The following is a 25,253-nucleotide window of genomic DNA, read 5'->3' on the forward strand; positions in this document are numbered from 1 at the left end:
GCACGTCCGGTTTGGCAAAGCCAATGCGTGAGGTCACCGCCTTCGGCAGCTGCTTCGCCAGGTCCCGGTGCAGGCCATCTTCCGGCCACAGCACTTCACAACCCGTCGCCAGCGCTGCCGCCAGCTGTACCAGCGCATCCTGCTCGTTATCCGCCACGCACAGGACGCGCTCGCGCGGCATCAGCGTCCAGGTGTTGCGCTCGCCGGTTGGCCCCGGCAGCAGACGCTGGGTTCCGGCCTGCGCCAGCTCGGCATACTGCTGGCACAGCGCCTGCAGCGCCGGGCGTTTTTCTGCCCAGGCCGTCAGCGCCTCCAGCGGCTGGATCAGCACCGCTTTCACCTGCGCATCCACCGGACGTTGGGCATCCTGACGCGCCAGGGTTACGCCCAGCGCGTTCGCCGGACGGTGCGCCAGCAGGCGATACAGGTACATCGGTCCCCCGGCTTTTGGTCCGGTGCCCGACAGGCCTTCGCCACCGAACGGCTGCACGCCGACCACGGCGCCCACCATGTTGCGGTTGACGTACAGGTTGCCGACGTTGGCGCTGCCGGTCACCTGGGCGATGGTCTCGTCGATACGGGTATGCACGCCCAGCGTCAGGCCGTAGCCGGAGGCGTTAATCTGCGCGATCAGCTGATCGAGGTTGTTACGGTTGTAACGCACCACGTGCAGCACCGGGCCGAAGACCTCTTTTTTCAGCTCGTCGAAGCTGGACAGTTCAATCAGGGTTGGCGCCACGAAGGTGCCGCTGTTCCATTCACGCGCGTCTTCGCTGTTCTCACGCACCGCCTGGAATACCGGACGGCCCTTGGCGCGCATCGCCTGAATGTGATTTTCAATGTTGGTTTTGGCTTCGGCATCGATCACCGGGCCAATGTCAGTGGTCAGACGGCCCGGATTGCCCATCCGGCATTCCGCCATCGCACCGCGCAGCATTTTCAGCGTGTGGTCGGCGATGTCGTCCTGCAGGCACAGCACGCGCAGGGCCGAGCAGCGCTGACCGGCGCTGTCGAAGGCGGAAGAAACCACGTCTACCACCACCTGCTCGGTCAGGGCCGAGGAGTCGACGATCATCGCGTTCATGCCGCCGGTCTCGGCAATCAGCGGCGTCGGACGACCCTGAGCATCAAGACGGGTGGCGATATTACGCTGTAGCAGGGAGGCCACTTCGGTCGAGCCGGTGAACATCACTCCGCGCACGCGGTTGTCGGCGGTCAGCTTCGCGCCTACCGTTTCGCCGCGACCCGGCAGGAGTTGCACCACGCCTGGCGGGACGCCCGCTTCCAGCAGGATGTTGATCCCCTGAGCGGCAATCAGCGGGGTTTGCTCGGCCGGTTTCGCCAGCACGCTGTTGCCTGCGGCAAGGGCGGCGGCAACCTGCCCGGTGAAGATCGCCAGCGGGAAGTTCCACGGGCTGATACAGACCACCGGCCCCAGCGGGCGGTGAGTTTCGTTGGCAAAGTCGTCGCGCACCTGTCCGGCATAGTAGTGCAGGAAGTCGACCGCTTCGCGGACTTCGGCGATGGCGTTGCTGAAGGTTTTACCCGCTTCGCGCACCAGAATGCCAATCAGCTGCTGCATCTGATCTTCCATCAGCACCGCAGCGCGTTCCAGGATCGCCGCACGCTCCTGTGGCGGGGTGGCGAACCAGATTGGCGCGTTGTTCACCGCGCTGTTAAGCGCCAGCTCCACTTCCTGCTCGCTGGCTTCCCGCGCATAGCCGACCACATCTTTCGGCTCGGCCGGGTTAACCACCGGCAGCATGTCGCCGTCGGCCACCGCCTGCTCGAGGATCGGTCGGGCAATCCATTTTTGCAGCGCGCTGTTCAGCAGGGATGAGGAGAGTGACGCCAGACGGTGTTCATTTGCCAGATCCAGCCCGCAGGAGTTAACCCGCTCGCTGCCGTACAGTTCGCGCGGCAGGGCAATTTTCGGATGCGGCAGACCGGTGGTGCCTTCCTGGGCGGCCAGTTTTTCCACCGCCTGCACCGGATCGGCAACCAGCTCGTCCAGCGGCAGGGTGTTATCCGCGATGCGGTTTACGAAGGAGGTATTAGCGCCGTTTTCCAGCAGGCGACGCACCAGGTACGCCAGCAGCGTTTCATGGGTGCCGACCGGGGCGTAAATTCGGCACGGACGGTTCAGTTTGCCGTCGGCCACTTTACCGGTCACCTGCTCGTACAGCGGTTCACCCATGCCGTGCAGGCACTGGAATTCGTACTGGCCTGGATAGTAGTTATTGCCGGCCAGGCTGTAGATCGCCGCCAGGGTGTGGGCGTTATGGGTAGCAAACTGCGGGTAGATCAGGTTCGGCACGCCGAGCAGCTTTTTGGCGCAGGCGAGGTAAGAGACATCGGTGTAAACCTTGCGGGTATAGACCGGATAGCCTTCCAGGCCGTCCATCTGGGCGCGTTTGATTTCGCTGTCCCAGTAGGCGCCCTTCACCAGACGGATCATCAGGCGGCGACGGCTGCGGGTGGCGAGGTCAATCAGGTAATCAATCACAAACGGACAGCGCTTCTGATAGGCCTGGATGACAAAGCCGATCCCGTTCCAGCCCGCCAGTTCCGGTTCGAAGCACAGTTTTTCCAGCAGATCGAGGGAGATCTCCAGGCGGTCGGCCTCTTCGGCGTCGATGTTAATCCCGATGTCATACTGGCGCGCCAGCAGGGTCAGGGACTTCAGGCGCGGGTAGAGCTCTTCCATCACCCGGTCGTACTGGGCGCGGCTGTAGCGCGGGTGCAGGGCGGAGAGCTTAATCGAGATCCCCGGGCCTTCATAAATGCCGCGGCCGTTGGAGGCTTTACCAATGGCGTGGATCGCCTGCTGATAAGAGACCATATAGGCCTGCGCGTCGGCGGCGGTCAGGGCCGCTTCACCCAGCATGTCGTAAGAGTAGCGGAAGCCTTTATCTTCCAGCTTGCGGGCGTTGGCCAGCGCTTCGGCGATGGTCTCCCCGGTGACGAACTGCTCCCCCATCAGGCGCATCGCCATGTCCACGCCTTTACGGATCAACGGCTCGCCGCTCTTGCCGATAATGCGGTTCAGGGAGCGGGAGAGGCTGGCTTCGTTGTGGGTGGAGACCAGACGGCCGGTAAACAGCAGGCCCCAGGTGGCGGCGTTAACGAACAGCGACGGGCTGCGGCCAATGTGCGAATGCCAGTTGCCGTTGCTGATTTTGTCGCGGATCAGCGCGTCACGGGTGGCTTTGTCCGGGATACGCAGCAGCGCTTCCGCCAGACACATCAGGGCCACGCCCTCCTGCGAAGAGAGAGAAAACTCCTGCAACAGGCTCTGCACCATCCCGGCGCGGCCCGAGGCGGTTTTCTGGCTGCGCAGCTTGTCGGCCAGATCGTAAGCCAGCTTATGGGCCTGGGTAGCAATCGGCTCCGGCAGACGCGCCTGCTCCAGAAGCATCGGCACGGCGTCGGTCTCTGCCCGGCGGTACGCGGCGGTAATAGCGGCGCGGCTGACGGACTGAGGCAGGATCTGCTCGGCAAAATCGAGGAACGGCTGGTGGATCTCATCGGCCGCGTCATGAGCGTCGTCGCTTTCATTGGCGGCACCGGCCAGCAGGGCAGGCAGCTCTGGCAGAGCGTCGTCGCTCTCCAGCTTTTCCAGATAGTTGAAGATTGCCTGCTTAATTAACCAGTGCGGCGTGCGGTCAATGCGCGTGGCAGCCGATTTAATTCGTTCGCGGGTGGCGTCATCCAGCTTAACTCCCATGGTGGTCATCCCCATGCCAAAAACTCCTGTGATTTTTCTACCGATAATGTGGTTAACGTGGAATATCCACTATGTTGCAACTTTGTGCAACCTCGTTAAATGTGACCCGGTTTGCAAGCTGAAAAATGAATGGATTGTTAGTGTGATGTTAACCTGAATAAAGGTGTGGATTTTACGACGAAAGCCTGGTTTCATGCGGGACTTAACAGTTTTTGACGGTGCAACCGTAAAAAACGTGAGCGAGTGCAACCTCCAGGAAACTGATGTGAAACCGGGGATGAAAATGATGTGAATGCAGTGTTAAATCGTTTGTGTCACGGCAGTGCATACGGCAGGATACGCGCGGCCAACAGAAACACACATCATCATCACCTCGTTCCGGTGATGGAATAACAGGCAGCCGGGAAGGCTGTCGACCATATTTGCGGAGTATTTAAATGGCAATTAGCACACCGATGCTGGTGACATTTCTTATCTATATATTTGGCATGATCCTGATAGGGTTCCTTGCATGGCGTTCTACCAAAAACTTTGACGACTATATCCTCGGCGGGCGCAGCCTCGGCCCGGTGGTAACCGCGCTGTCTGCGGGCGCATCCGACATGAGCGGCTGGCTGCTGATGGGCCTGCCGGGCGCGATCTTTATCTCCGGTATTTCGGAGAGTTGGATTGCCATCGGTCTGACCGTCGGAGCCTGGATTAACTGGAAGCTGGTGGCCGGGCGTCTGCGCGTGCACACCGAGGCTAACAACAACGCCCTGACCCTGCCGGACTACTTCACCGGCCGGTTCGAAGATAACAGTCGTATTCTGCGCATTATCTCCGCAGTGGTCATTCTGGTGTTCTTCACCATCTACTGTGCCTCCGGCATCGTGGCCGGTGCGCGCCTGTTCGAAAGCACCTTCGGCATGAGCTACGAAACCGCACTCTGGGCGGGCGCAGCCGCGACCATCCTGTATACCTTCGTGGGTGGGTTCCTGGCGGTAAGCTGGACTGACACCGTGCAGGCCAGCCTGATGATCTTCGCCCTGATCCTGACCCCGGTGATTGTGATTCTTTCCGTGGGCGGTCTGGGTGATTCGCTGGCAGTGATCCAGCAGAAGAGCGTCGAAAACGTTGACATGCTGAAGGGCCTGAACTTTGTCGCGATTGTGTCGCTGATGGGCTGGGGGCTGGGTTACTTCGGTCAGCCGCACATTCTGGCGCGCTTTATGGCGGCAGATTCCCACCACACCATCGTTCATGCCCGTCGTATCAGCATGGCGTGGATGATCCTGTGTCTGGCTGGGGCCTGTGCGGTAGGCTTCTTCGGTATCGCGTACTTCAACAACAACCCGTCGCTGGCGGGTGCGGTGAACCAGAACGCCGAGCGCGTGTTTATCGAGCTGGCGCAGATCCTGTTCAACCCGTGGATTGCCGGGATCCTGCTCTCAGCGATCCTCGCAGCGGTGATGTCGACCCTGAGTTGCCAGCTGCTGGTCTGCTCCAGTGCGATCACTGAAGACTTGTACAAAGCCTTCCTGCGTAAACACGCCAGCCAGAAAGAGCTGGTATGGGTAGGGCGCTTTATGGTGCTGCTGGTGGCGCTGGTCTCCATTGCGCTGGCGGCAAATCCAGAAAACCGCGTGCTGGGTCTGGTGAGCTATGCCTGGGCAGGCTTTGGCGCGGCCTTTGGTCCGGTGGTGCTGTTCTCGGTACTGTGGTCCCGCATGACCCGTAACGGTGCGCTGGCGGGGATGATTATCGGTGCGGTTACCGTCATTGTCTGGAAGCAGTTCGCGTGGCTGGGTCTGTATGAAATCATTCCGGGCTTTATCTTTGGCAGCATTGGCATTGTGGTGTTCAGCCTACTGGGCAAAGCGCCGTCTGCCGCCATGCAGAAACGCTTTGCTGACGCAGACGCGATTTATCACAGCGCCCCGCCGACAAAGTTACAGCCTGAATAAGTATTTCCTCGCACACGCCAGGCCGGGTAAGCGTTTACGCTACCCGGCTTTTTTCTTGCTTATTTCTGCAACTTACGCTCATATCCTTGTGCTAAAAACAATGAGGATAGCGAAGTATGACAATCAAAACAGGGCTTATGGCGGGCGCACTCTTCCTGCTGGCAGGCTGCAACGCACCATCGCACACGAATGCACCCGACACCTGCAAAGCCGACAACCAGATGCAGCAGACCACGCTCTATTTCGGCCTGAACCGTCCGGCAGGGGAGGCGATCGGTGGCCAGGAGTGGCAGCAGTTTGTTGATGGGGACGTGACCCCGCGTTTTCGCGATGGCTTAACGGTGTTTGATGCGCGTGGGCAGTGGTTGGGCAACGACGGCAAAGTGGCGCGCGAGCCGAGCAAGGCGCTGATGCTGATCCACGGCCAGGATGCGCAGAGCGAAAGCAATATCGAAGCGTTACGCGGGATTTATAAAAAGCGCTTCGCCCAGGAATCGGTGATGCGCGTCGATCAGCCGGTGTGCGTGCAGTTCTGATAAAAAAACGGCGGGATTATTCCCGCCGTTATTGCTTACAACACTAATCCCGCAAAGCTCGCCGACAGCAGGCTCACCAGCGTCGCGCCGTACACCAGGCGCAGGCCGAAGCGCGACACCACGTTGCCTTGCTGCTCGTTCAGCCCTTTAATTGCCCCGGCCACAATGCCGATCGAGGCAAAGTTGGCGAACGACACCAGGAACACTGACAGAATGCCCAGCCCGCGCGGGGTCATCTGCGCCGCAATCTTCTGCAGTTCGATCATCGCCACAAACTCGTTTGCCACCAGCTTGGTTGCCATTATCCCGCCCGCGTGCAGGGCATCGCTCAGGGGGATCCCCACCAGCCACGCCAGCGGATAAAACACATAGCCCAGAATTTGCTGGAAGTTCAGACCGAACACGCTGGAGAACAGAGCGTTAACGGCGCTAATCAGGGCAATAAAGCCAATCAGCATCGCCAGAATAATCATCGCCACTTTAAAGCCGGCCAGAATATATTCCCCCAGCATCTCGAAGAAACTCTGGGATTCGTGCATCTTCTCCAGCTTAATTTCCGGCTCCGCTTCCGGGCGCGTCGGGTTAATAATGGTAAGGATGATAAAGGTGCTGAACATATTCAGGATCAGCGCCGCGACCACATATTTAGCCTCCAGCATCGTCATGTAGGCACCGACAATCGACAGCGATACCGTCGACATGGCGGTGGCCGCCATGGTGAACAGCCGGCGTGACGACAGATCCCCCAGCACCCCTTTGTAGGCGATAAAGTTTTCCGACTGACCCAGCGTCAGCGAGCTGATGGCGTTAAACGACTCCAGCTTGCCCATGCCGTTGACCTTCGACAACAAAGTGCCGACCACGCGAATAATCACCGGCAGAATACGCCAGTGCTGCAAAATGCCGATCAGCGCGGATATAAAGATAATGGGACACAGCACGCCGAGGAAAATAAACGCCAGCCCTTTTTCTCCCATCCCACCAAACACAAAGTTGGTCCCTTCGGCGGCATATTTCAGCAGCGACTCGAAGAAGCCCGACACGTACTGAATAACAAACAGCCCGCTTTCGGCGTGCAGGAAAAAGAACGCCAGCGCAATTTCAATCACGATAAGTTGAATGACGTAGCGAATGCGGACGTTACGGCGGTCAAAACTGACCAGCCAGGCAAGAGCGAGGATCACCACCAGCGCCAGCAGGAAATGCAAAAAGTTATACATGGTTGATTTTCAGCAGATTAGAAAGGCGCTTATTTAGCCACAGGCAGATGTTAGCGTAAATGGGCATTTACGTTATAAGTTATAAACCTTTTAATAACCTGGGTGATTATTTCCCCGTCAGGGGTTTACATCCTGTCATTAAAACATCGCATATTTCACTTGTGTTTCTTATTTCCGTAATGATAATCACTATCACAAGAATTTACTTTTCTTTGCATCAGTTGACCGCGATAAACATTTAAGGTGTCGGCATGTTTGTTCCATTTCTCATTATGTTACGTGAAGGCCTTGAAGCGGCCTTAATCGTCAGCCTTATCGCCAGCTATCTGAAACGCACCCAGCGCGGCCGCTGGATCGGTGTGATGTGGATTGGCGTGTTCCTTGCCGCCGCCCTCTGTCTGGGACTGGGGATTGCCATCAACGAAACCACCGGCGAGTTCCCGCAAAAAGAGCAGGAGCTGTTCGAAGGCATTGTGGCGCTGATTGCGGTGGTGATCCTCACCTGGATGGTGTTCTGGATGCGTAAAGTGTCGCGCAATGTCAAAGTTCAGCTGGAGCAGGCCGTCGACAGCGCGCTGGCTAAGGGCAATCATCACGGTTGGGCGCTGGTGATGATGGTCTTTTTTGCTGTCGCCCGCGAAGGGCTGGAGTCGGTGTTCTTCCTGTTGGCTGCATTCCAGCAGGACGTGGGGATCTGGCCCCCGATCGGCGCGGTACTGGGGCTGGCTACGGCGGTGGTGCTCGGCTTTCTGCTGTACTGGGGCGGGATCCGCCTCAACCTGGGCGCGTTCTTTAAATGGACCAGCCTGTTTATTCTGCTGGTGGCGGCCGGGCTGGCGGCGGGGGCCATCCGTGCCTTCCATGAGGCCGGGCTGTGGAACCATTTCCAGGATGTGGCCTTCGATCTAAGCAACATCCTCTCTACCCATTCGTTAACCGGTACGCTGCTGGAAGGTATTTTCGGCTATCAGGAAACACCGAGCGTCAGCGAAGTGGCGGTTTACTTTATCTATCTGATCCCGGCGCTGGTGCTGTTTTGTCTGCCACCGCGCGCCAGCACTCAGGCTTCGGGCATTTCGCGCTAACGTGCTCACTGTAGTTACAACATACTTAAGAAAAGGGAAGGGTCATGGCTATTCATTTTCGTCGTAGTGCGTTACAGGCTGGCATTGCCGTACTGCTGTCTTCTGCGTTTTCGGTCCAGGCGGCGGATGTGCCGCAGGTGAACGTCACCGTTACCGACAAACAGTGCGAGCCGATGAGCATCACCGTCAACAGCGGTAAAACCCAGTTCATCATTCAGAACCATAGCCAGAAAGCGCTGGAGTGGGAGATCCTCAAAGGGGTAATGGTGGTGGAAGAGCGTGAGAATATCGCGCCGGGCTTTAGCCAGAAGATGACCGCTAACCTGCAGCCGGGCGAATATGACATGACCTGCGGCCTGCTGACCAACCCGAAAGGCAAGCTGATCGTCAAAGGCGAAGCCACCGCCGATGCGGCCAAAGGTGAAGCCCTGCTGAGCCTCGGCGACGCGATTACGGCCTATAAAGCCTACGTCACCAAAGAGACTGCGGACCTGGTTGCCGGTACCAAAGCCTTTACCGACGCGGTGAAAGCGGGCGATATCGAGAAAGCCAAATCCCTGTACGCACCGACGCGCCAGCACTACGAGCGTATCGAACCGATTGCCGAGCTGTTCTCGGATCTCGACGGCAGCATCGATGCCCGTGAAGATGACTACGAGCAGAAAGCCGCCGATCCGAAATTCACCGGCTTCCACCGTCTGGAAAAAGCGCTGTTTGGCGATAACTCCACCAAAGGGATGGAGCAGTACGCGGAGCAGCTGAACAGCGACGTGCTGGATCTGCAAAAGCGCATCAGCGAGCTGGCCTTCCCGCCGTCAAAAGTGGTCGGTGGCGCAGCGGCTCTGATTGAAGAAGTGGCCGCCAGCAAAATCAGCGGTGAAGAAGATCGCTACAGCCACACCGATCTGTGGGACTTCCAGGCCAACATCGAGGGGTCACAGAAGATTGTTGACCTGCTGCGTCCGCAGCTGCAAAAAGATAACAGCGCCCTGCTGGCGAAAGTGGATGCCAACTTCAAGAAAGTCACCACCATCCTGGCTAAATACCGTACCCAAGACGGCTTTGAAACTTACGACAAGCTGACCGATGCCGACCGTAACGCGCTGAAAGGGCCAATCACCACCCTGGCAGAAGATCTGGCGCAGCTGCGCGGTGTTCTGGGTCTGGACTAAGCACCATGAACAAGCACGATGACAACGACGTTGCTGAACCTTCACGACGTCGGTTGCTGAAAGGGGTGGGGGTGCTTGGCGGCACCCTTGCCTTCGCCGGTGGCTGCCCAGTGGCGCACGCGGCCAAACCGCAGAGCGCGCCGGGCACGCTCTCCCCGGATGCGCGCATGGAAACGCAGCCGTTCTACGGGCCGCATCAGGCCGGGATTTTAACCCCGCAGCAGGCGTCGATGATGCTGGTGGCGTTTGATGTGCTGGCCAGCGATAAAAGCGAGCTGGAACGTCTGTTCCGCCTGCTGACCCAGCGCATTGACTTTCTTACCACCGGCGGACCGGCGCCCGACACGCCGAACCCGCGCCTGCCGCCGATGGACTCCGGCATTCTGGGTGCCTTTATCGCCCCGGATAACCTGACGATGACGGTATCGCTCGGGGCATCGCTGTTTGATGCTCGCTTCGGGCTGGAAAAGCACAAGCCGAAAGCGCTGCAGAAGATGGTGCGTTTTCCGAATGATTCGCTGGATGCGGCCCTGTGCCACGGCGATCTGCTGATCCAGATCTGCGCCAACACCCAGGATACGGTGATCCACGCCCTGCGGGATCTGATCAAGCACACCCCAGATCTGCTGAGCGTGCGCTGGAAGCGGGAAGGGTTTATCTCTGACCACGCGGCGCGCAGCAAGGGCAAAGAGACGCCGGTGAATCTGCTCGGCTTTAAAGACGGCACCGCCAACCCGGACAGCCGCGACGCGACGCTGATGGATAACGTGGTGTGGGTGACGGACGATCAGGGCGAACCGACCTGGGCGGTGGGCGGCAGCTATCAGGCCATCCGGCTCATTCAGTTCCACGTCGAGTTCTGGGACCGCACGCCGCTTAAGGAGCAGCAGACTATCTTTGGCCGCGACAAGCACAGCGGGGCACCGCTGGGGATGAAAAACGAGCACGACGTGCCGGACTACGCCCGCGATCCACACGGCGACACCATCGCCCTCGACAGCCATATTCGTCTGGCGAACCCGCGCACTAAGGAGACGGAAACCAATCTGATGATGCGCCGGGGCTACAGCTATTCGCTGGGGGTGACCAACTCGGGTCAGCTGGATATGGGGCTGCTGTTTGTCTGCTATCAGCACGACCTTGAGAAGGGCTTTTTGACCGTCCAGAAGCGCTTAAACGGCGAGGCGCTGGAAGAGTACATCAAGCCGATTGGCGGGGGCTATTTCTTTGCCCTGCCGGGCGTGCGTGATAAGAACGACTGGCTCGCACAGGGGCTGCTGAAGGCCTGAAACCTGTCCCGCTCGCCCTGAGCGGGACAGCTATTTAAGATTGTTTTTGCTGTTGTTATATTTCTGTAATATTTTTCTATCACACTCTCCAGAACTGTAGGGTGAGTCTTAAAAGTTGCACTCAGGTAAAATAAATGTTGCATTTATGATAAATCCTGTTGTACTTATTTTAAGACAGCGGTAAACACCTACGGTGATGATCAATCACTTTGGAGATCGCGAATGGTTGGGTCCTGTACTGGACAAGGTAAACGAAACAACCGCAGCACCCGGCGCGGAGGCCCCACCTCCGGCAGCGATCTCTTCGCCACAAAATTCTCCCCCTCCACAGCGCATCCTGATTTCTCCGACCCGCCGAATGGTGAGCATAGCGATTCGGTCGTGTCACCTAACCAAGAAAGCTCTGGCTTAAAAGGAAGCCAACCCTCAGATGTTCGTTCGCCTAATCGCGCCGATGGCGCGAGTGATGAATACCAACAACTCAAGGTGCTATCCATGGGAAGACAAAAAGCAGTGATCAAAGCTCGTCGCGAAGCAAAACGTGTGCTGAGACGGGATTCACGCAGCCATAAACAGCGTGAAGAAGAATCGGTCACCTCGCTTGTGCAGATGAGTGGCGTAGAAGCAATTGGCATGGCGCGGGACAGCCGTGATATGTCCCCAATTGCCCCACGCAATGACGCTCAGGCGCAGTACCTGAATGCTATCGAGAGTAAGTCGCTTATCTTTGCAACCGGTGAAGCCGGATGCGGGAAGACCTGGATAAGTGCAGCCAAAGCGGCAGAAGCTCTGATTCATAAGGATGTTGAGAAGATTATTGTCACCCGTCCGGTACTGCAGGCCGATGAAGATCTCGGCTTCTTGCCCGGCGATATTTCGGAGAAGTTTGCCCCGTACTTCCGGCCCGTCTATGACGTGCTGGTGAAGCGACTCGGTGCATCCTTTATGCAGTACTGCCTGCGCCCTGAAATCGGTAAGGTAGAAATTGCGCCGTTCGCCTATATGCGCGGACGTACATTTGAAAATGCAGTTGTGATTCTCGACGAGGCTCAGAACGTAACTGCTGCGCAGATGAAGATGTTTTTAACGCGCCTCGGGGAAAACGTTACGGTTATCGTTAACGGCGACATTACCCAGTGTGACCTGCCTGGCGGCGTCAAATCCGGCTTAAGCGATGCAATGGCACGTTTTGTTGAAGATGATATGGTGGGAATTGTGCAGTTTACCAAAGACGACTGCGTGCGCTCGGCACTCTGCCAGCGGACACTAAACGCCTACTATTGATTTTGATACATTGTGCAAAGCCCGGGAAACCGGGCTTTGTTTTTTGTGCGGCCGCTTTATTCCCTCTCCCGTGGGGCTGAGGGATCCCCACAAAAAAATTGGCACGGTCGGCCCCCTCTCCATTCAGGGAGAGGGTTGGGGTGAGGGGGAGCATGCGGCTCCGGTGGTGGTTCCGTTCACTTTAAGTTCTGTGCTTCTCTGTCAGTCGCATCACCCGTGAACGTGCCAGGGCGGCTCTCTCTTTCGGGGGCGTATAAATGAAAAAAAGCCCGTACTTGCGTACGAGCTCTTTCTCGAAGATGGCGGTGAGAGAGGGGCTGACTCGCTTTGCTCGCCCTGCGGGCAGCCTGTTCGCTACGCTCTCAGTCTGTCCAACTGGCTACAGCCAGTTGTCGAACCCTGGTCGAGGATTCTCACCCCTCTCTTTCGGGGGCGTATAAATGAAAAAAAAGCCCGTACTTGCGTACGAGCTCTTCTTCAAATATGGCGGTGAGAGAGGGGTTCGAACCCTCGATACGTTGCCGTATACACACTTTCCAGGCGTGCTCCTTCAGCCACTCGGACACCTCACCGTATTGTTCGCTGCCTTTCCTCTCGGGGGCAACGGGGCGCTACTATAGGCAGTCAGGCTAAAACGGTCAAGCAGATTTTATGTATTCCTGCTCGTTCGGTTAAGCAATAAGCAAACCTGCGCCCGCGTTGCTTTTAGATCTGACCGAAGCGACCAGAATTGAAATCGCTGATAGCTTCCGCGATTTCGGTTTTGCTGTTCATCACGAACGGACCATAGCCGACAATCGGTTCGTTCAGCGGTTCCCCGGCCATCAGCAGCACCTTGGCATCACTGCTGGCTTCCAGATGTACCTTTTCTCCTTCCTGGCTCAACACCACCAGCTGTGCTTCGCTGGCCTTCGCCGTTCCGTTTACGACGACGCTGCCTTCAAGCACTACCAGCGCGGTGCTCCAGCCTGCAGGCTGCTCGAGGGTCAGATGGCTTCCCTGGCGCAGCGCGATGTCCCAGACATTCAGCGGTGAGAAGGTATGCGCAGGCCCCGCCACGTCACCGTAACGACCGGCAATCACGCGCAGTTCACCGCTGTTATCCGGTAACGCCACCACCGGGATCGCGTTTTTGGTGATGCTCTGATAGCCCGGTGCCGCCATTTTGTCCTTCGCGGGCAGGTTGACCCACAGCTGCATCATTTTGAGCTCGCCACCCTGTTGGGCGAAGGCGCTGGAGTGAAATTCCTCATGCAGGATCCCGGCTCCGGCGGTCATCCACTGAACGTCGCCCGGGCCAATCACGCCGCCTTTCCCCGTCGAGTCGCGATGCTCCACTTCGCCGGAATAGACAATCGTGACCGTTTCAAAGCCACGGTGCGGGTGCTCACCCACGCCGCGTTTCGCGCCGTCAGCCGGGAAGTTGTGCGGACCCGCGTAATCCAGCAGTAAAAACGGGCTCAGCGGCTCGCCGTGAGTCTGGTAAGAAAACATGGAACGTACCGGGAAACCGTCGCCAACCCAGTGCGGACGGGGGGCGGTGTAGACGCCAGTGATGTTTTTCATTTTCTTCTCCTGATGTTCGGTTGATGCTATTAGCTTATATTCAGCTTTAATTTCGCGGTAGAGTGTGAAAATGACATTCACAGTTCCATAAATGGAACGATGAGGGTGGTATGCAGGATCTCAACGACTTTGTCTGGTTCGTGAAAGTGGTCGATTACGGTGGTTTTGCGGCGGCGGGCAGGGCGATCGATCAGCCAAAATCCAAACTGAGCCGCCGGATTGCTCAGTTGGAAGCACGACTTGGGGTGCGCTTAATCCAGCGCACTACGCGGCAGTTTACCGTTACCGAGGTGGGGCACACTTTCTATCAGCACTGCAAAGCGATGCTGATAGAAGCCGAGGCGGCAGAAGAAGCCGTTGCGGCGCTGCAGGCGGAACCGCGCGGCATGGTCAGGATCACCTGTCCGGTGACGATCCTGCATGTTCACGTTGGGCCGATGCTGGCGCGCTTTATGGCCCGCTATCCGGGGATCAACCTGCAGCTCGAAGCCACCAATCGCCGGGTGGACCTGGTGGCCGAGGGGATTGATATCGCCATCCGCGTGCGTCCGCGCCCGTTTGATGACAGCGATCTGGTGCTGCGGGTGCTGGCCGACCGGGGACATTGCCTGGTCGCAGGCCCCCATCTGATTGAGAGCAGGGGTAAACCGGCTATGCCCGCCGAGCTCAGCCAATGGCCAGGGTTGAGTATGGGGGCCGGTAAGCAGGTGCATAAGTGGGAACTGCATGGCCCGGATGGGGCGAAGGCCGAGATCCATTTTACGCCGCGCTTAGTGACCACCGATATGCTGGCACTGCGTGAAGCGGCCATGGCGGGCGTTGGCGTGGTGCAGTTACCCATCTTAATGGTGAAAGACCAGCTTGCGTCAGGAGCGTTGGTCAGGGTGCTCGAACAATGGGAGCCGCGACGAGAAGTGATTCATGCCGTGTATCCGTCCCGACGTGGGTTATTGCCGTCGGTGAAGACGCTGGTGGATTTTTTGACCGAGGAATATGCAAGGATAGTGGAGGAGTGACGCCTGATGGCGGTGAGAGAGGGGCTGACTCGCTTCGCTCGCCCTGCGGGCAGCCTGTTCGCTACGCTCTCAGTCTGTCCAACTGGCTACAGCCAGTTGTCGAACCCTGGTCGAGGGTTCTCGCCCCTCTCTTTCGGGGGCATATAGATGAAAAAAAAGCCCGTACTTGCGTACGAGCTCTTCTTTAAATATGGCGGTGAGAGAGGGGTTCGAACCCTCGATACGTTGCCGTATACACACTTTCCAGGCGTGCTCCTTCAGCCACTCGGACACCTCACCGTATTGTCATCCCGTTGTTGCTGGGACGGGCGCTAATGTAAGAAAAAGCCGTTCCGCCGTCAATCACCTTTTTCAGTTAATTAGCGTGTTTAGACAAACTTCGAGCAACATGATTTCTAAATGTGCTGAAAGTGACTTTTTTATCGACAACGACCTCGGCGTAAAAGTTTGCTAAGCTGCAAGGCACTTGAAAATGAACATAAAACCGCACAAAGAAGGCAATCGCAATGGACATCATTTTTTATCATCCGACCTTTGATACTCAATACTGGCTAAAAGCGCTGTCGACGGCGTTGCCGGGCGCGCGGGTGCGCGAGTGGAAGCGCGGCGATAACCAACCGGCAGATTATGCACTGGTGTGGCATCCGCCGGTGGAGATGCTGCAGGGACGGGAACTGAAAGCGGTCTTTGCGCTGGGTGCCGGGGTGGACTCGATCCTCAGTAAACTGAAAGCGCACCCGGATATGCTGGCCGACAATATCCCGCTGTTCCGCCTCGAAGACACCGGCATGGGCGAGCAGATGCAGGAGTACGCGGTGAGCCAGGTGCTGCACTGGTTCCGTCGCTTTGATGATTACCAGGCGTTAAAACAGCAGGCGCGCTGGGAGCCGTTGACCGATTATCAACGTGAAGATTTTACCATCGGTATCCTTGGTGCCGGGGTATTGGGCTCGAAAGTGGCCGAAGCGCTGGCACCGTGGGGCTTTCCGCTGCGCTGCTGGAGCCGCACGCGTAAGGACTACCCAGGCGTCACCAGCTTTGCGGGCGCAGACGAACTGTCACCGTTTTTACAGGGAACGCGGGTGCTGATTAACCTCCTGCCCAATACCGCCGAGACAGTCGGTATCATCAACCGCGGTCTGCTTAACCAACTGGCGGATAATAGCTACGTGATGAATCTGGCGCGCGGCGTGCATCTGGTGGAGGCCGACCTGCTGAAAGCACTGGAGAGCGGCAAGCTGAAAGGCGCAATGCTGGATGTCTACAGCAAAGAACCTTTACCACCAGAAAGCCCGCTCTGGGCACACCCGCGCGTGGCGATGACCCCGCACGTTGCGGCGGTGACCCGTCCTGCAGAGGCGGTGTCGTATATTGCCCGCACCATTACCCATCTGGAGCAGGGTGAGTCGGTGACCGGGCGCGTTGACCGCCAGCGGGGCTATTGAGTAAACCCGGCGGTTGCCGGGTTTTTGCTAATAAACGCCCGTGATAGCTGCTATCCTTTGGGAAACACGAGAGGAGAGAATGATGTATCCCGTTGACCTGCATATGCACACCGTCGCCAGTACCCACGCCTACAGCAATCTTCATGACTACATCGCCCAGGCCAGGCTTAAGAACATTAAGCTCTTTGCGATCACCGATCATGGTCCTGATATGGCGGATGCGCCGCACTACTGGCACTTTGTGAATATGCGCATCTGGCCGCGTCTGGTTGATGGCGTCGGGATCCTGCGCGGGATCGAAGCCAACATCAAAAACACGCAGGGTGAAATTGATTGTACCGGCCCGATGCTGACCTCTCTGGATCTGATTCTTGCCGGCTTCCATGAGCCGGTTTTTGCCCCACAGGACAAAGCCACCCATACCGAAGCGATGATTGCCACCATCGCCAGTGGTAATGTACATATCATCAGCCATCCGGGGAATCCGAAGTTCCCGATTGATATCCAGGCCGTGGCGCAGGCCGCCGCGAAGCATCGCGTGGCGCTGGAAATCAATAACTCCTCCTTTATCCACTCCCGTAAGGGCAGTGAAGCGAACTGCCTGGAAGTTGCCGCGGCGGTGCGTGACGCAGGCGGCTACGTGGCGCTGGGATCCGATTCCCATACCGCGTTTACGCTGGGAGATTTTAGCGAATGCCGTAAGATCCTCGATCAGGTGGCGTTCCCGGAAGATCGAATTCTGAACGTCTCTCCCCGCCGTTTACTGAATTTCCTGGAGTCGCGTGGTATGGCTCCGATCGTAGAATTTGCCGAACTTTAACTGTGTAATGGACTCAACAAATGAATGAATTTTCCATCCTCTGCCGCGTACTGGGCTCGCTGTATTACCGTCAGCCGCAGGATCCGCTGCTGGTACCGCTCTTTACCCTGGTGCGCGAAGGCAAGCTGGCACAGAACTGGCCGCTTGAACAGGATGATCTGCTGCAGCGTCTGCAAAACAGCTGCGACATGCAGCAAATTGCGGCCGACTATAACGCGCTGTTTGTCGGCGAAGAGTGTCGCGTTCCGCCTTACCGTTCAGCCTGGGAAGAGGGCGCGACCGAAGCCGAAGTACGTGCTTTCCTCTCTGCGCGCGGGATGCCGCTGACCGATACCCCTGCCGATCACATCGGCACCTTGCTGCTGGCGGCATCGTGGATTGAAGACCATTCTGCAGAAGATGAAAACGAAGCGCTGGAGACCCTGTTCGCCGAGTTCATTTTGCCCTGGTGCGCGGCGTTTCTCGGCAAGGTCGAAGCCCATGCTACCTCGCCCTTCTGGCGCACTATGGCACCGCTAACCCGCGATGCCCTGGCGGCAATGTGGGACGAGCTGCAGGAAGAGAATGAAGAGTGATTTAGATCACTATTTGAATGTAACGGCTGCTCTCATTCTACATATTATGTGTTTCTGATCTCATTTCCTCGGCGCGTATCTGCTAAGATGCGCGCCATGAACATACTCTTTTCTATAGCACTGACCACCGGCATCCTTTCCGGGATCTGGGGTTGGGTCGCGGTTTCGTCAGGACTTCTCAGCTGGGCGGGCTTTTTGGGCTGCACGGCGTATTTCGCCTGTCCGCAGGGCGGGTTGAAGGGGTTCTTTATCTCTGCCTGCACGCTGATGAGCGGCGTCGCCTGGGCGATGATCATTATCCATGGCAGTGCGCTGGCACCGCATCTGGAAATCTTCGGCTATATGATGACCGGCGTGGTGGCATTTTTAATGTGCATCCAGGCGAAACATCTGCTGCTGTCGTTCGTCCCCGGAACCTTCATGGGCGCCTGTGCGACCTTCGCAGGGCAGGGTGACTGGCGTCTGGTCGTGCCTTCTCTGGCGCTGGGGCTGGTGTTTGGCTACGCGATGAAAAACAGCGGGCTGTGGCTGGCAGCACGGCGGGATAAGGCGAACAACGCGGCGGCGCTGAGCAAATAAAAAAGGCGAGACTGAGGTCTCGCCTTTTTAATGCGCTTTCTGTCAGGATTCCGGAGGCATTGACATCTCGCGGTATTTCACCAGAACATCGTTTTTCACTTCATTCTTGTTTTGCAGATCCCATAAGCCACGATCGATACCGTCGTTAATCAGGAAGATAACCCCAGTTTCGATAGCCGACATCAGGCAGAGCATCACCGGCTCGTTAGAGGTATAGCCGATTTCGCCTTCCAGCAGTCGTTGGTAGTCGATGAAACGGAACACCCCAGCCTGCACTTCATACGAGAGAATCGTTTTACTGGTTGTCACTGAAGAGAGGATCTCGCCGGTACTGACGTTGACCACGCGCAGGTTCACCGCAATCTGGTCAAGCTGGTACTGCGTATCACCGCCGATCCCGAAGTAACGCGCCCCCACACCGCCCGACTTGACGTTACTTTCGTAACCGATAATCGACCCTTCAACCATGACGTTAGCCGCCGTGAGTGAATGCAGTGGAATACGGTTGTTCATTGCCACGGTACCGTTATCCTGCGCGGCACGAATAATTTTGCGTTCGTTGAGCAGGTTTTGCAGTCCCTGACGCTCCAGAGGAATAAACCAGCGAGAGTCCTTTAACGCGGTGACCAGCATTGCGGTGGCGCTCTGCGGGACAGCTGTCGAGAAGTTACTTGCCGGATAAGGTTTAAACTGTCCAGTTTCGTCCTGGATATTATAAACCGACACATAAATCTTACCGGTAGGCAGCGGAAGTTTCGTGAGATCGCGATAACTCTGCGCCCGTGGCATTAATGTCGGTTTCGCGGCTTCTTTTGGCGGAGCAGTTAAACAACCGCTCAATAAGCACACTGCAATAAGGATGAGAAAGCGCTGCATGATTATTGTCCTTATCTCGACATTATTTAAAAGTCGGTAGAATTATTTTGCAAGCCGGAAACCTGAATGGTGGATGTTTTCCCCGTTTTCCGGTCCGTCACGTTCAACTGCAATTGCCCGTCAGTGTTAGCGATGTCTACAATGAACTCGCTGGTGACCATTCGACCGGGTTTACCCGTGTTGATATTGGTTAACAGCCCGCCCAGAACCTGGGACTGGATGGCCTGAGTAAAGTTATCCAGCGCGCTTGGCGTTTCAATACCAAAGTCGTCGTCCATGCTTGGGTCTTTATAAGAGTTTTGCGCCTGAGCACCATTTAAAAGGTAAGCGCCGTTATTTGGATTACCACCAAAGTTTGGATTACGAAACTGGAACGTCATATTTCCGGCCCAACTTAATGATGGAATAAGCACTAGAGCAATAACTGCATATACAACACGCATGAATGCCTCCGAATTAAAACTCGTCTTGCGCTAAATCGCCGGTACCCAGCAGAGCCTTATCAATCTGCAGACGATTTATTGCTTCTTCGGTTTGAGCCAGAGCAAAGACCACGTTTTGATCAAGGTCTTGTTTCGTGGGATATAAAAAAGTCTGGAAAATAACGTCCTGATTTACCGTTATTGTGATCCAACTTCCCCAACGTGCACTGGGCCGTTCGTTGATCGTTAAATTACCTGGATAAGTACTTTCCCATTTGTCGCTGAACGCTCGGTAAAAAGCATGCCCGACAGATGAGACTGTGTGGTCAGTTAACAATCCAGGGATCTCCACCTCAACTGCATGAAGATTCCCGGCGGCAAGCCAGATACCTGCCGCGGCAATCCATCTCATCGTGCGTTTCATACTGTTAACGCCTGAGGTTATCATTCGCCCATGAAACCGCCTGAGTCCGGTTTTTAACAGCTATCTTCTTGAAAAGATTATAAAGATGGGTCTTAACCGTATTTTCACTGATAAATAACGAACGGGCGATTTCAATATTTGAAGCTCCGATGCGTAATTTATTCAGAATTTCTTTTTCGCGATGGGTCAGCAAAGCAGACTCTGAACTGTTGTAGCGATAATTTCCGGAATGGGTGATGAGATAACTGGCCAGTTTCTGCGAAAAGTAGCATTCACCGCGCAGAACCCCTTGCAGTCCCTCCACCACGCGTGCCTCATCCTCATTGGCGTAAAAGACGCCGTTAATATGCGGCCAGCTTTCTATATCCCGGAATGGATACTCTTCTGGAGTATTCAATAACAACACGCGGATGTTATTGTTTTTTCTGCTTAAAATATCCTGCCAGTATTGGATAAGTTTTTTATCCGCTTCCATCATATCGAAAAGAATAATGCTGCCAGGCGCTATATCATCGAAAGAGCGTTGAATGCTATGCAATTTTCCGCTCAATGTCAGACTATGCTTTAAATGCTGTAATAACGCTGTAGCCTGTAAAGAAGGTTTGGTGACCAACAATAATGTCTGACCATGCAAGGTATGGACTTCATTAAACATGATGAAACCCCTTTTTGGGACACCTGCCAGTTGCCCCCGATATATTTCGGGGGCTCCAGAAGCACTGACAGATGTGGCACTGCTGTGTGAAGAAGAGAAACCATACCCCTCATAAGGGAGGGAAAATATTTTAAGATAATGCTGAACTTCTGATTTCAATCTAGCCATTACGTTTTTTAAAGCAAGTGTTAAACGTGTAACAAGATGTAAAATTCAATATTACTTTGTAAAAAACAACTTCCCGAATTGCTTAGATTTCAGCATAAAGTTGTACATGTTGTTATTGATGCACACATTTAAAAAATCATACAAATTATATTAATTCATTGTTTTTGTTGGGTAATATATTTTGTCAATTATTGTACGGAAGGTATGAGCGTCGCCAAAAAGCTAAGCCTATTTTTACACTGTGTAAACGTCTTAAGAAATCAGGTGCGTTGTCACAGAGTTAGCGATATATCGGTCAAACGGGCCTGGAGGGCAGGCGAAACGGCAAGTCAGTGCTTTTCCTGCTATTCATTTCTGAATTTTACATTTGCCTTTTTTTAACTCCCTGAAAAGTCACCAACCCCAACAGCTGTTTTATTTTATTTAATACTTTGGGGTGACCATAGGAATAAAAATACAACTGGCGGGTGAGATATTTAAATTGTTTCGGCAGACATACTCTTCATCGTAACGCCGGGTTAACAAAATATTCAGCGTTGTTAACACAGGTTATTTATTTCCACCAGGTCCAGGGTGACAACATGAAGAACAAGCTGTTATTGATGTTTGCATTACTGGGTGCACCTGGCGTCGTTTTCGCAACCAATGATTTGGCAGCTTCAGAATACAATTTCGCGGTTAATGAATTGAGTAAATCTTCATATAACCAGTCCGCCATCGTTGGGCAATACGGTGTGAATAATAGCACCAATGTTCGTCAGGATGGATCGAAATTGCTGTCTGTCGTATCACAGGAAGGCGGAAACAACCGTGCGAACATCGATCAATCAGGCAGTTATAACCTTGCCTATATTGATCAGACGGGCAACGGGAACAATGCGAGTATTAAACAAGGTGCATTTGGTAATACCGCGATGATTATTCAGAAAGGTTCTGGTAACAAAGCGAATATTACTCAGTACGGTACTCAAAAAACGGCAGTTGTAGTGCAGAGACAGTCGCAGATGGCAATTCGCGTTATCCAACGCTAGCTATTTAGTGATGAGTTAAATCAATCCGATGGGGGCTTTACGATGAAACTTTTAAAAGTGGCAGTAATTGCAGCAATCGTAGTTTCTGGCAGCGCAATGGCGGGTTCGATTCCTCAATGGGGTGGTAACCACGGTAATAATAATGGTCCAGATGAAAAGCTGACCGTTTATCAATACGGTGGTAATAACCTCGTTAACTCCTTGCAAAGTGATGCACGTGATTCAACCATTGACGTCAGACAGCATGGCTTCGGCAACACGGCTGATCTCTCTCAGGGCGCAGATGACAGCACCATCGATCTGAATCAACGTGGCTTTGGTAACTCCGCTACTGTAAGCCAGTGGACCGGTAAAGACCTGAGTGTTGATGTATCGCAGTCTGGTGGCCGTAACGCGGTAGACATTCGTCAAACCGCAAACGGCTCTGAAGCGAACATCACCCAGGTTGGCTTCGGTAACCGAGTTAACGCTGGCCAGTACTAAGGCTACGTTGTTCGATAAAAAACAGGGCCTGTGCCCTGTTTTTTTTTGGGAGAAGATAATGAATACGCTTTTACTGCTTGCGGCGCTCACCAGCCAGATTACCTTCCAGACCGCCACCGAAGGCGAAATGTTGACCATTATTCCCCAGGTGACCGTGACCGAACCGTGCCTGTGTCAGGTGCAGATTGTCACCACACGCACCGGACCGGGTGGGCAGAGCAACTCGAGCCAGCGCAATACCCTCTCGTTACCGGCCAATAAAACCATCAATCTCTCGCGCATGACCCTCAATTCCGGGCCCAATGACAGGATCAACGTTATTGTAACGGTGTCGGACGGCAAATCTCTACATATCACACAGCAGTGGCCACCATCAAAAACCTGATGTGGAAAACATTCATAAGATCAATGTGTTGAATGATGTAGCAAAAGTGTTAACGCGTAGCTATGCTGTTATTACTGGCATCAACGATGCTCGTCGGCACTGATATAAGATGCGTGCTGTTTAATCATCAGGGAAGATTATTACTAAGGATCACGCTGATGGTTGTTTCCGCCGTAAAATGGGCTGCGGGTCTTGCCCTGATTAGTGTTGTTACACTACTACCTGCATTTGGTGCCACCTCGTCGCAGACGGGGACGATTCATTTTTATGGCCAAATTGTTGAAGCCCCGTGCATCATCTCTCCGGAAGCCGGCACGATTGCGGTTTCCTGCCCGCAGGATAAAAACATGCTAACCCGACGGGTAAGCTATACCCAGGCGTTGGATAGCGCCGCGGTCTTCCCGGAACGCGCTGCAATAAGCATGACCTGGATTAACCCGGAGAAATCCCTCGGTATCGTGCAGGTAGATTACCGCTAAAACAGGCCTCTCCTGCCACGGCGGGAGAGGATTTCTAATTTGCATGCTTTCACAAGCCCCTCTCTGCGATACACTTAAGAAAAAACAGCAGGCAGAGGTTATCTATGTTATCTCGCATTGAAGTCTTTCAGGGTGATATCACCACGCTGCACGTCGATGTGCTGGTCAATGCAGCAAATCCCTCGTTGATGGGCGGCGGCGGCGTGGATGGCGCGATCCACCGGGCGGCCGGTCCTGCTCTGCTGGAGGCCTGCAAGCTGGTACGCCAGCAGCAGGGAGAGTGTGCTCCTGGACAGGCGGTGATTACCCTGGCAGGAGATTTACCGGCCAAAGCGGTGATCCACACTGTTGGTCCGGTCTGGCAGGGCGGCGACCATCACGAAGCACGCATTCTCGAAGATGCCTATCGTAACTGCCTCAATCTGGCGGCGGCCAATGGCTACAAGACTCTGGCGTTCCCGGCCATCAGCACCGGGGTATACGGTTTTCCACGCGTCGCGGCGGCCGAGATCGCTGTGAACACGGTTTCAGACTATCTCACCCGCAAGTCTCTGCCGGAGCGGGTATACTTTGTCTGTTATGATGAAGAAAATACCCGGCTTTACCAGCGACTGCTTACCCAACGAGGACAGGAAACCGACGCATAACACGCGACTGGGGCGTGCCATTGCGCCGGTCAGTTCTGCACATCCGGGTCTGTGTGGCATTCTCCCCCTTGATAACAGTCTGGATGCCTTCGCCTGCCGCTACCGGCTGGCGGAGATGGCGGAAAAAACGCTCGACGTTCAGTACTACATCTGGGAAGACGATATGTCCGGGCGGCTGTTGTTCTCCGTGTTACTGTCTGCCGCCACGCGTGGCGTGCGGGTGCGCCTGCTGCTGGATGACAACAACACCCAGGGACTGGATGCGATCCTGCGTCTGCTTGATGCCCATCCCAATATTGCGGTTCGCCTGTTTAATCCCTTTTCATTTCGCACCCTGCGCGCACTAGGATATCTCACCGATTTTGCCCGGCTGAATCGCCGGATGCACAACAAAAGCTATACCGTCGATGGGGAAGTGACCATTATTGGTGGCCGAAACGTCGGTGATGCTTATTTTGGCGCCGGTGAGGAGCCGCTGTTTTCCGATCTGGATGTGATGGCCTCCGGCCCGGTAGTGCAGGACGTTGCCGACGATTTTGAACGTTACTGGAACTGCGCCTCGGTCTCCACGCTCCGGCAGGTGCTGGAACTGTCAGAGGCCGAAATAAAGCAAAAAATCGACCCGCCGGATGACTGGTATCAGGACGAGATTACCCGTCGTTACCTGGATAAACTGCAGTCCAGCGAATTTATTACCCATCTCGAGGCGGGAACGCTGCCGCTTATCTGGGCCAAAACCCGGCTACTCAGTGACGATCCGCGAAAAGGGCAGGGCAGAGCAAAGCGCCACTCCCTGCTGCCCCAGCGTCTGCTGGATGTGATGGGCTCCCCGGTGCAGCAAATCGACATCATCTCGTCCTATTTTGTCCCGACCCGCGCGGGCGTGGCGCTGCTGCTGCAAATGGTGCGCAAGGGCGTCAAGGTCGCAATCCTCACCAATTCACTGGCTGCTAACGACGTCGCCGTGGTGCACGCTGGCTACGCCCGATGGCGAAAGAAGCTGTTGCGTCATGGGATCGAATTGTACGAGCTAAAACCGACGCAGGAAGGTGTCCCGGTGGTGCACGACCGCGGGATCACCGGGAACTCTGGCTCCAGCCTGCATGCGAAAACGTTCAGTATCGATGGCGAGAAAGTATTTATCGGTTCCCTTAATTTTGATCCCCGTTCAACGATGCTCAATACCGAGATGGGCTTTGTGATTGAAAGCGAAGCGTTAGCAAAACTGATCCACACCCGTTTTGTGCGCAGCCAGCGGCAGGAAGCCTGGCAACTGCGGCTGGACAGATTTGGCCGGCTGAACTGGGTTGAGCACAAGGAGGGGCAAGAGGTCGTTCTGAAGAAAGAGCCAAAGACCCGCTTCTGGCAGCGGGTGCTGGTGCGGCTTACGTATTGGCTGCCGGTGGAGTGGCTGCTGTAAACG

24 protein-coding genes, 2 tRNA genes and 2 other RNA genes are annotated in these 25,253 nt (G+C 55.4%); 17 read left to right on the plus strand and 11 right to left on the minus strand.

Features of this window, described 5'->3' with window-relative positions:
- A partial coding sequence (gene putA, locus ACRDD5_RS03785; protein ID WP_438675978.1) for a trifunctional transcriptional regulator/proline dehydrogenase/L-glutamate gamma-semialdehyde dehydrogenase occupies positions 1 to 3,742 on the minus strand: 3,742 nt, incomplete at its 3' end.
- A 422-nt stretch (positions 3,743 to 4,164) separates the two neighbouring features.
- Here putA and putP point away from each other — a divergent pair.
- Together putP and ACRDD5_RS03795 are read left to right on the plus strand one after the other, a co-directional pair.
- Positions 4,165 to 5,673, plus strand: a complete 1,509-nt coding sequence (putP, locus tag ACRDD5_RS03790; RefSeq protein WP_438675979.1) for a sodium/proline symporter PutP — start codon at positions 4,165 to 4,167, stop codon at positions 5,671 to 5,673.
- 116 nt (positions 5,674 to 5,789) lie between these two features.
- A complete protein-coding gene (locus ACRDD5_RS03795; RefSeq protein ID WP_438675980.1) occupies positions 5,790 to 6,209 on the plus strand; it encodes a DUF3574 domain-containing protein in 420 nt (139 codons plus the stop codon).
- A gap of 35 nt (positions 6,210 to 6,244) precedes the next feature.
- Here ACRDD5_RS03795 and ACRDD5_RS03800 read toward each other — a convergent pair whose 3' ends face one another.
- Positions 6,245 to 7,429, minus strand: coding sequence for a NupC/NupG family nucleoside CNT transporter (locus tag ACRDD5_RS03800; RefSeq protein ID WP_438675981.1), 1,185 nt, complete (start codon positions 7,427 to 7,429; stop codon positions 6,245 to 6,247).
- A gap of 251 nt (positions 7,430 to 7,680) precedes the next feature.
- Here ACRDD5_RS03800 and efeU point away from each other — a divergent pair, with 251 nt between their 5' ends.
- The 4 genes from efeU to phoH all read left to right on the plus strand — a co-directional run bounded on the left by efeU (position 7,681) and on the right by phoH (position 12,259).
- Complete coding sequence (gene efeU / locus ACRDD5_RS03805; RefSeq protein ID WP_271281812.1) at positions 7,681 to 8,514, plus strand: iron uptake transporter permease EfeU; 834 nt, start codon at positions 7,681 to 7,683, stop codon at positions 8,512 to 8,514.
- 44 nt (positions 8,515 to 8,558) lie between these two features.
- Entirely contained in the window at positions 8,559 to 9,686 is a 1,128-nt protein-coding gene (gene efeO, locus ACRDD5_RS03810; protein ID WP_438675982.1) for an iron uptake system protein EfeO, read from the plus strand.
- 5 nt (positions 9,687 to 9,691) lie between these two features.
- A complete protein-coding gene (gene efeB, locus ACRDD5_RS03815) occupies positions 9,692 to 10,975 on the plus strand; it encodes an iron uptake transporter deferrochelatase/peroxidase subunit (protein WP_438675983.1) in 1,284 nt (427 codons plus the stop codon).
- Positions 10,976 to 11,470: 495 nt separating this feature from the next.
- Positions 11,471 to 12,259 (plus strand): phosphate starvation-inducible protein PhoH, encoded by a 789-nt coding sequence (phoH, locus tag ACRDD5_RS03820; RefSeq protein WP_438675984.1) that lies wholly within the window; start codon positions 11,471 to 11,473, stop codon positions 12,257 to 12,259.
- A 300-nt stretch (positions 12,260 to 12,559) separates the two neighbouring features.
- Here phoH and ACRDD5_RS03825 read toward each other — a convergent pair.
- From ACRDD5_RS03825 to ACRDD5_RS03835, 3 genes are all read right to left on the minus strand, one after another.
- Positions 12,560 to 12,697, minus strand: a non-coding RNA gene (locus tag ACRDD5_RS03825) — RtT sRNA.
- 46 nt (positions 12,698 to 12,743) lie between these two features.
- Positions 12,744 to 12,831, minus strand: a tRNA-Ser gene (locus tag ACRDD5_RS03830).
- Positions 12,832 to 12,964: 133 nt separating this feature from the next.
- Positions 12,965 to 13,825: a pirin family protein gene (locus tag ACRDD5_RS03835; RefSeq protein ID WP_438675985.1), complete on the minus strand. Its 861-nt coding sequence runs from the start codon at positions 13,823 to 13,825 to the stop codon at positions 12,965 to 12,967.
- Between the two features lie 110 nt (positions 13,826 to 13,935).
- Here ACRDD5_RS03835 and ACRDD5_RS03840 point away from each other — a divergent pair, with 110 nt between their 5' ends.
- Positions 13,936 to 14,841, plus strand: a complete 906-nt coding sequence (locus tag ACRDD5_RS03840; RefSeq protein WP_438675986.1) for a LysR family transcriptional regulator — start codon at positions 13,936 to 13,938, stop codon at positions 14,839 to 14,841.
- Between the two features lie 7 nt (positions 14,842 to 14,848).
- Here ACRDD5_RS03840 and ACRDD5_RS03845 read toward each other — a convergent pair.
- Positions 14,849 to 14,986: non-coding RNA, RtT sRNA (locus ACRDD5_RS03845), on the minus strand.
- A gap of 46 nt (positions 14,987 to 15,032) precedes the next feature.
- Positions 15,033 to 15,120 (minus strand) — tRNA-Ser (locus tag ACRDD5_RS03850).
- 227 nt (positions 15,121 to 15,347) lie between these two features.
- Between ACRDD5_RS03850 and ghrA the strand changes: the two genes are divergently transcribed.
- The 4 genes from ghrA to ACRDD5_RS03870 all read left to right on the plus strand — a co-directional run bounded on the left by ghrA (position 15,348) and on the right by ACRDD5_RS03870 (position 18,260).
- Positions 15,348 to 16,286: a glyoxylate/hydroxypyruvate reductase GhrA gene (gene ghrA, locus ACRDD5_RS03855; protein ID WP_438675987.1), complete on the plus strand. Its 939-nt coding sequence runs from the start codon at positions 15,348 to 15,350 to the stop codon at positions 16,284 to 16,286.
- An 82-nt stretch (positions 16,287 to 16,368) separates the two neighbouring features.
- A complete protein-coding gene (locus tag ACRDD5_RS03860) occupies positions 16,369 to 17,106 on the plus strand; it encodes a phosphatase (protein WP_438675997.1) in 738 nt (245 codons plus the stop codon).
- Between the two features lie 20 nt (positions 17,107 to 17,126).
- Entirely contained in the window at positions 17,127 to 17,681 is a 555-nt protein-coding gene (locus tag ACRDD5_RS03865; protein WP_271281804.1) for a TorD/DmsD family molecular chaperone, read from the plus strand.
- Positions 17,682 to 17,768: 87 nt separating this feature from the next.
- Positions 17,769 to 18,260 (plus strand): DUF1097 domain-containing protein, encoded by a 492-nt coding sequence (locus ACRDD5_RS03870; protein ID WP_271281803.1) that lies wholly within the window; start codon positions 17,769 to 17,771, stop codon positions 18,258 to 18,260.
- A 42-nt stretch (positions 18,261 to 18,302) separates the two neighbouring features.
- On the opposite strand, the gene csgG is transcribed toward ACRDD5_RS03870, so the two are convergent.
- The 4 genes from csgG to csgD are packed head-to-tail and all read right to left on the minus strand — an operon-like array spanning position 18,303 to position 20,637.
- Positions 18,303 to 19,136 carry a curli production assembly/transport protein CsgG gene (gene csgG / locus ACRDD5_RS03875; protein ID WP_271281802.1) on the minus strand — a complete coding sequence of 278 codons (834 nt, stop codon included), beginning with the start codon at positions 19,134 to 19,136 and terminating at the stop codon, positions 18,303 to 18,305.
- Positions 19,137 to 19,162: 26 nt separating this feature from the next.
- Complete coding sequence (csgF, locus tag ACRDD5_RS03880; RefSeq protein WP_271281801.1) at positions 19,163 to 19,579, minus strand: curli production assembly/transport protein CsgF; 417 nt, start codon at positions 19,577 to 19,579, stop codon at positions 19,163 to 19,165.
- A gap of 13 nt (positions 19,580 to 19,592) precedes the next feature.
- The gene (gene csgE, locus ACRDD5_RS03885; protein ID WP_271281800.1) at positions 19,593 to 19,982 is read right to left on the minus strand and encodes a curli production assembly/transport protein CsgE; all 390 of its coding nucleotides are present in this window, start codon (positions 19,980 to 19,982) and stop codon (positions 19,593 to 19,595) included.
- Positions 19,983 to 19,986: 4 nt separating this feature from the next.
- On the minus strand, positions 19,987 to 20,637 hold the full coding sequence (gene csgD / locus ACRDD5_RS03890) for a biofilm master transcriptional regulator CsgD (RefSeq protein WP_271281799.1): 651 nt from the start codon (positions 20,635 to 20,637) through the stop codon (positions 19,987 to 19,989).
- 749 nt (positions 20,638 to 21,386) lie between these two features.
- Between csgD and csgB the strand changes: the two genes are divergently transcribed.
- The 6 genes from csgB (at position 21,387) to ACRDD5_RS03920 (ending at position 25,250) form a co-directional block, all read left to right on the plus strand.
- Entirely contained in the window at positions 21,387 to 21,836 is a 450-nt protein-coding gene (csgB, locus tag ACRDD5_RS03895; RefSeq protein ID WP_271281798.1) for a curli minor subunit CsgB, read from the plus strand.
- 42 nt (positions 21,837 to 21,878) lie between these two features.
- Positions 21,879 to 22,319 carry a curli major subunit CsgA gene (gene csgA, locus ACRDD5_RS03900; RefSeq protein ID WP_438675988.1) on the plus strand — a complete coding sequence of 147 codons (441 nt, stop codon included), beginning with the start codon at positions 21,879 to 21,881 and terminating at the stop codon, positions 22,317 to 22,319.
- A 58-nt stretch (positions 22,320 to 22,377) separates the two neighbouring features.
- Positions 22,378 to 22,704: a curli assembly chaperone CsgC gene (gene csgC / locus ACRDD5_RS03905; protein ID WP_271281796.1), complete on the plus strand. Its 327-nt coding sequence runs from the start codon at positions 22,378 to 22,380 to the stop codon at positions 22,702 to 22,704.
- A gap of 158 nt (positions 22,705 to 22,862) precedes the next feature.
- Positions 22,863 to 23,183: a type 1 fimbrial protein gene (locus ACRDD5_RS03910; protein WP_438675989.1), complete on the plus strand. Its 321-nt coding sequence runs from the start codon at positions 22,863 to 22,865 to the stop codon at positions 23,181 to 23,183.
- Positions 23,184 to 23,287: 104 nt separating this feature from the next.
- A complete protein-coding gene (gene ymdB, locus ACRDD5_RS03915) occupies positions 23,288 to 23,830 on the plus strand; it encodes an O-acetyl-ADP-ribose deacetylase (protein WP_271281794.1) in 543 nt (180 codons plus the stop codon).
- The gene (locus ACRDD5_RS03920; protein ID WP_438675998.1) at positions 23,766 to 25,250 is read left to right on the plus strand and encodes a phospholipase D family protein; all 1,485 of its coding nucleotides are present in this window, start codon (positions 23,766 to 23,768) and stop codon (positions 25,248 to 25,250) included. Before ymdB ends, ACRDD5_RS03920 begins: the two co-directional genes overlap by 65 nt.
- The last annotated feature ends 3 nt before the right edge of the window (positions 25,251 to 25,253 follow it).

It is taken from the genome of Silvania sp., from assembly GCF_051656365.1.
GTDB classification, from domain to species: domain Bacteria; phylum Pseudomonadota; class Gammaproteobacteria; order Enterobacterales; family Enterobacteriaceae; genus Enterobacter; species Enterobacter hatchlandensis.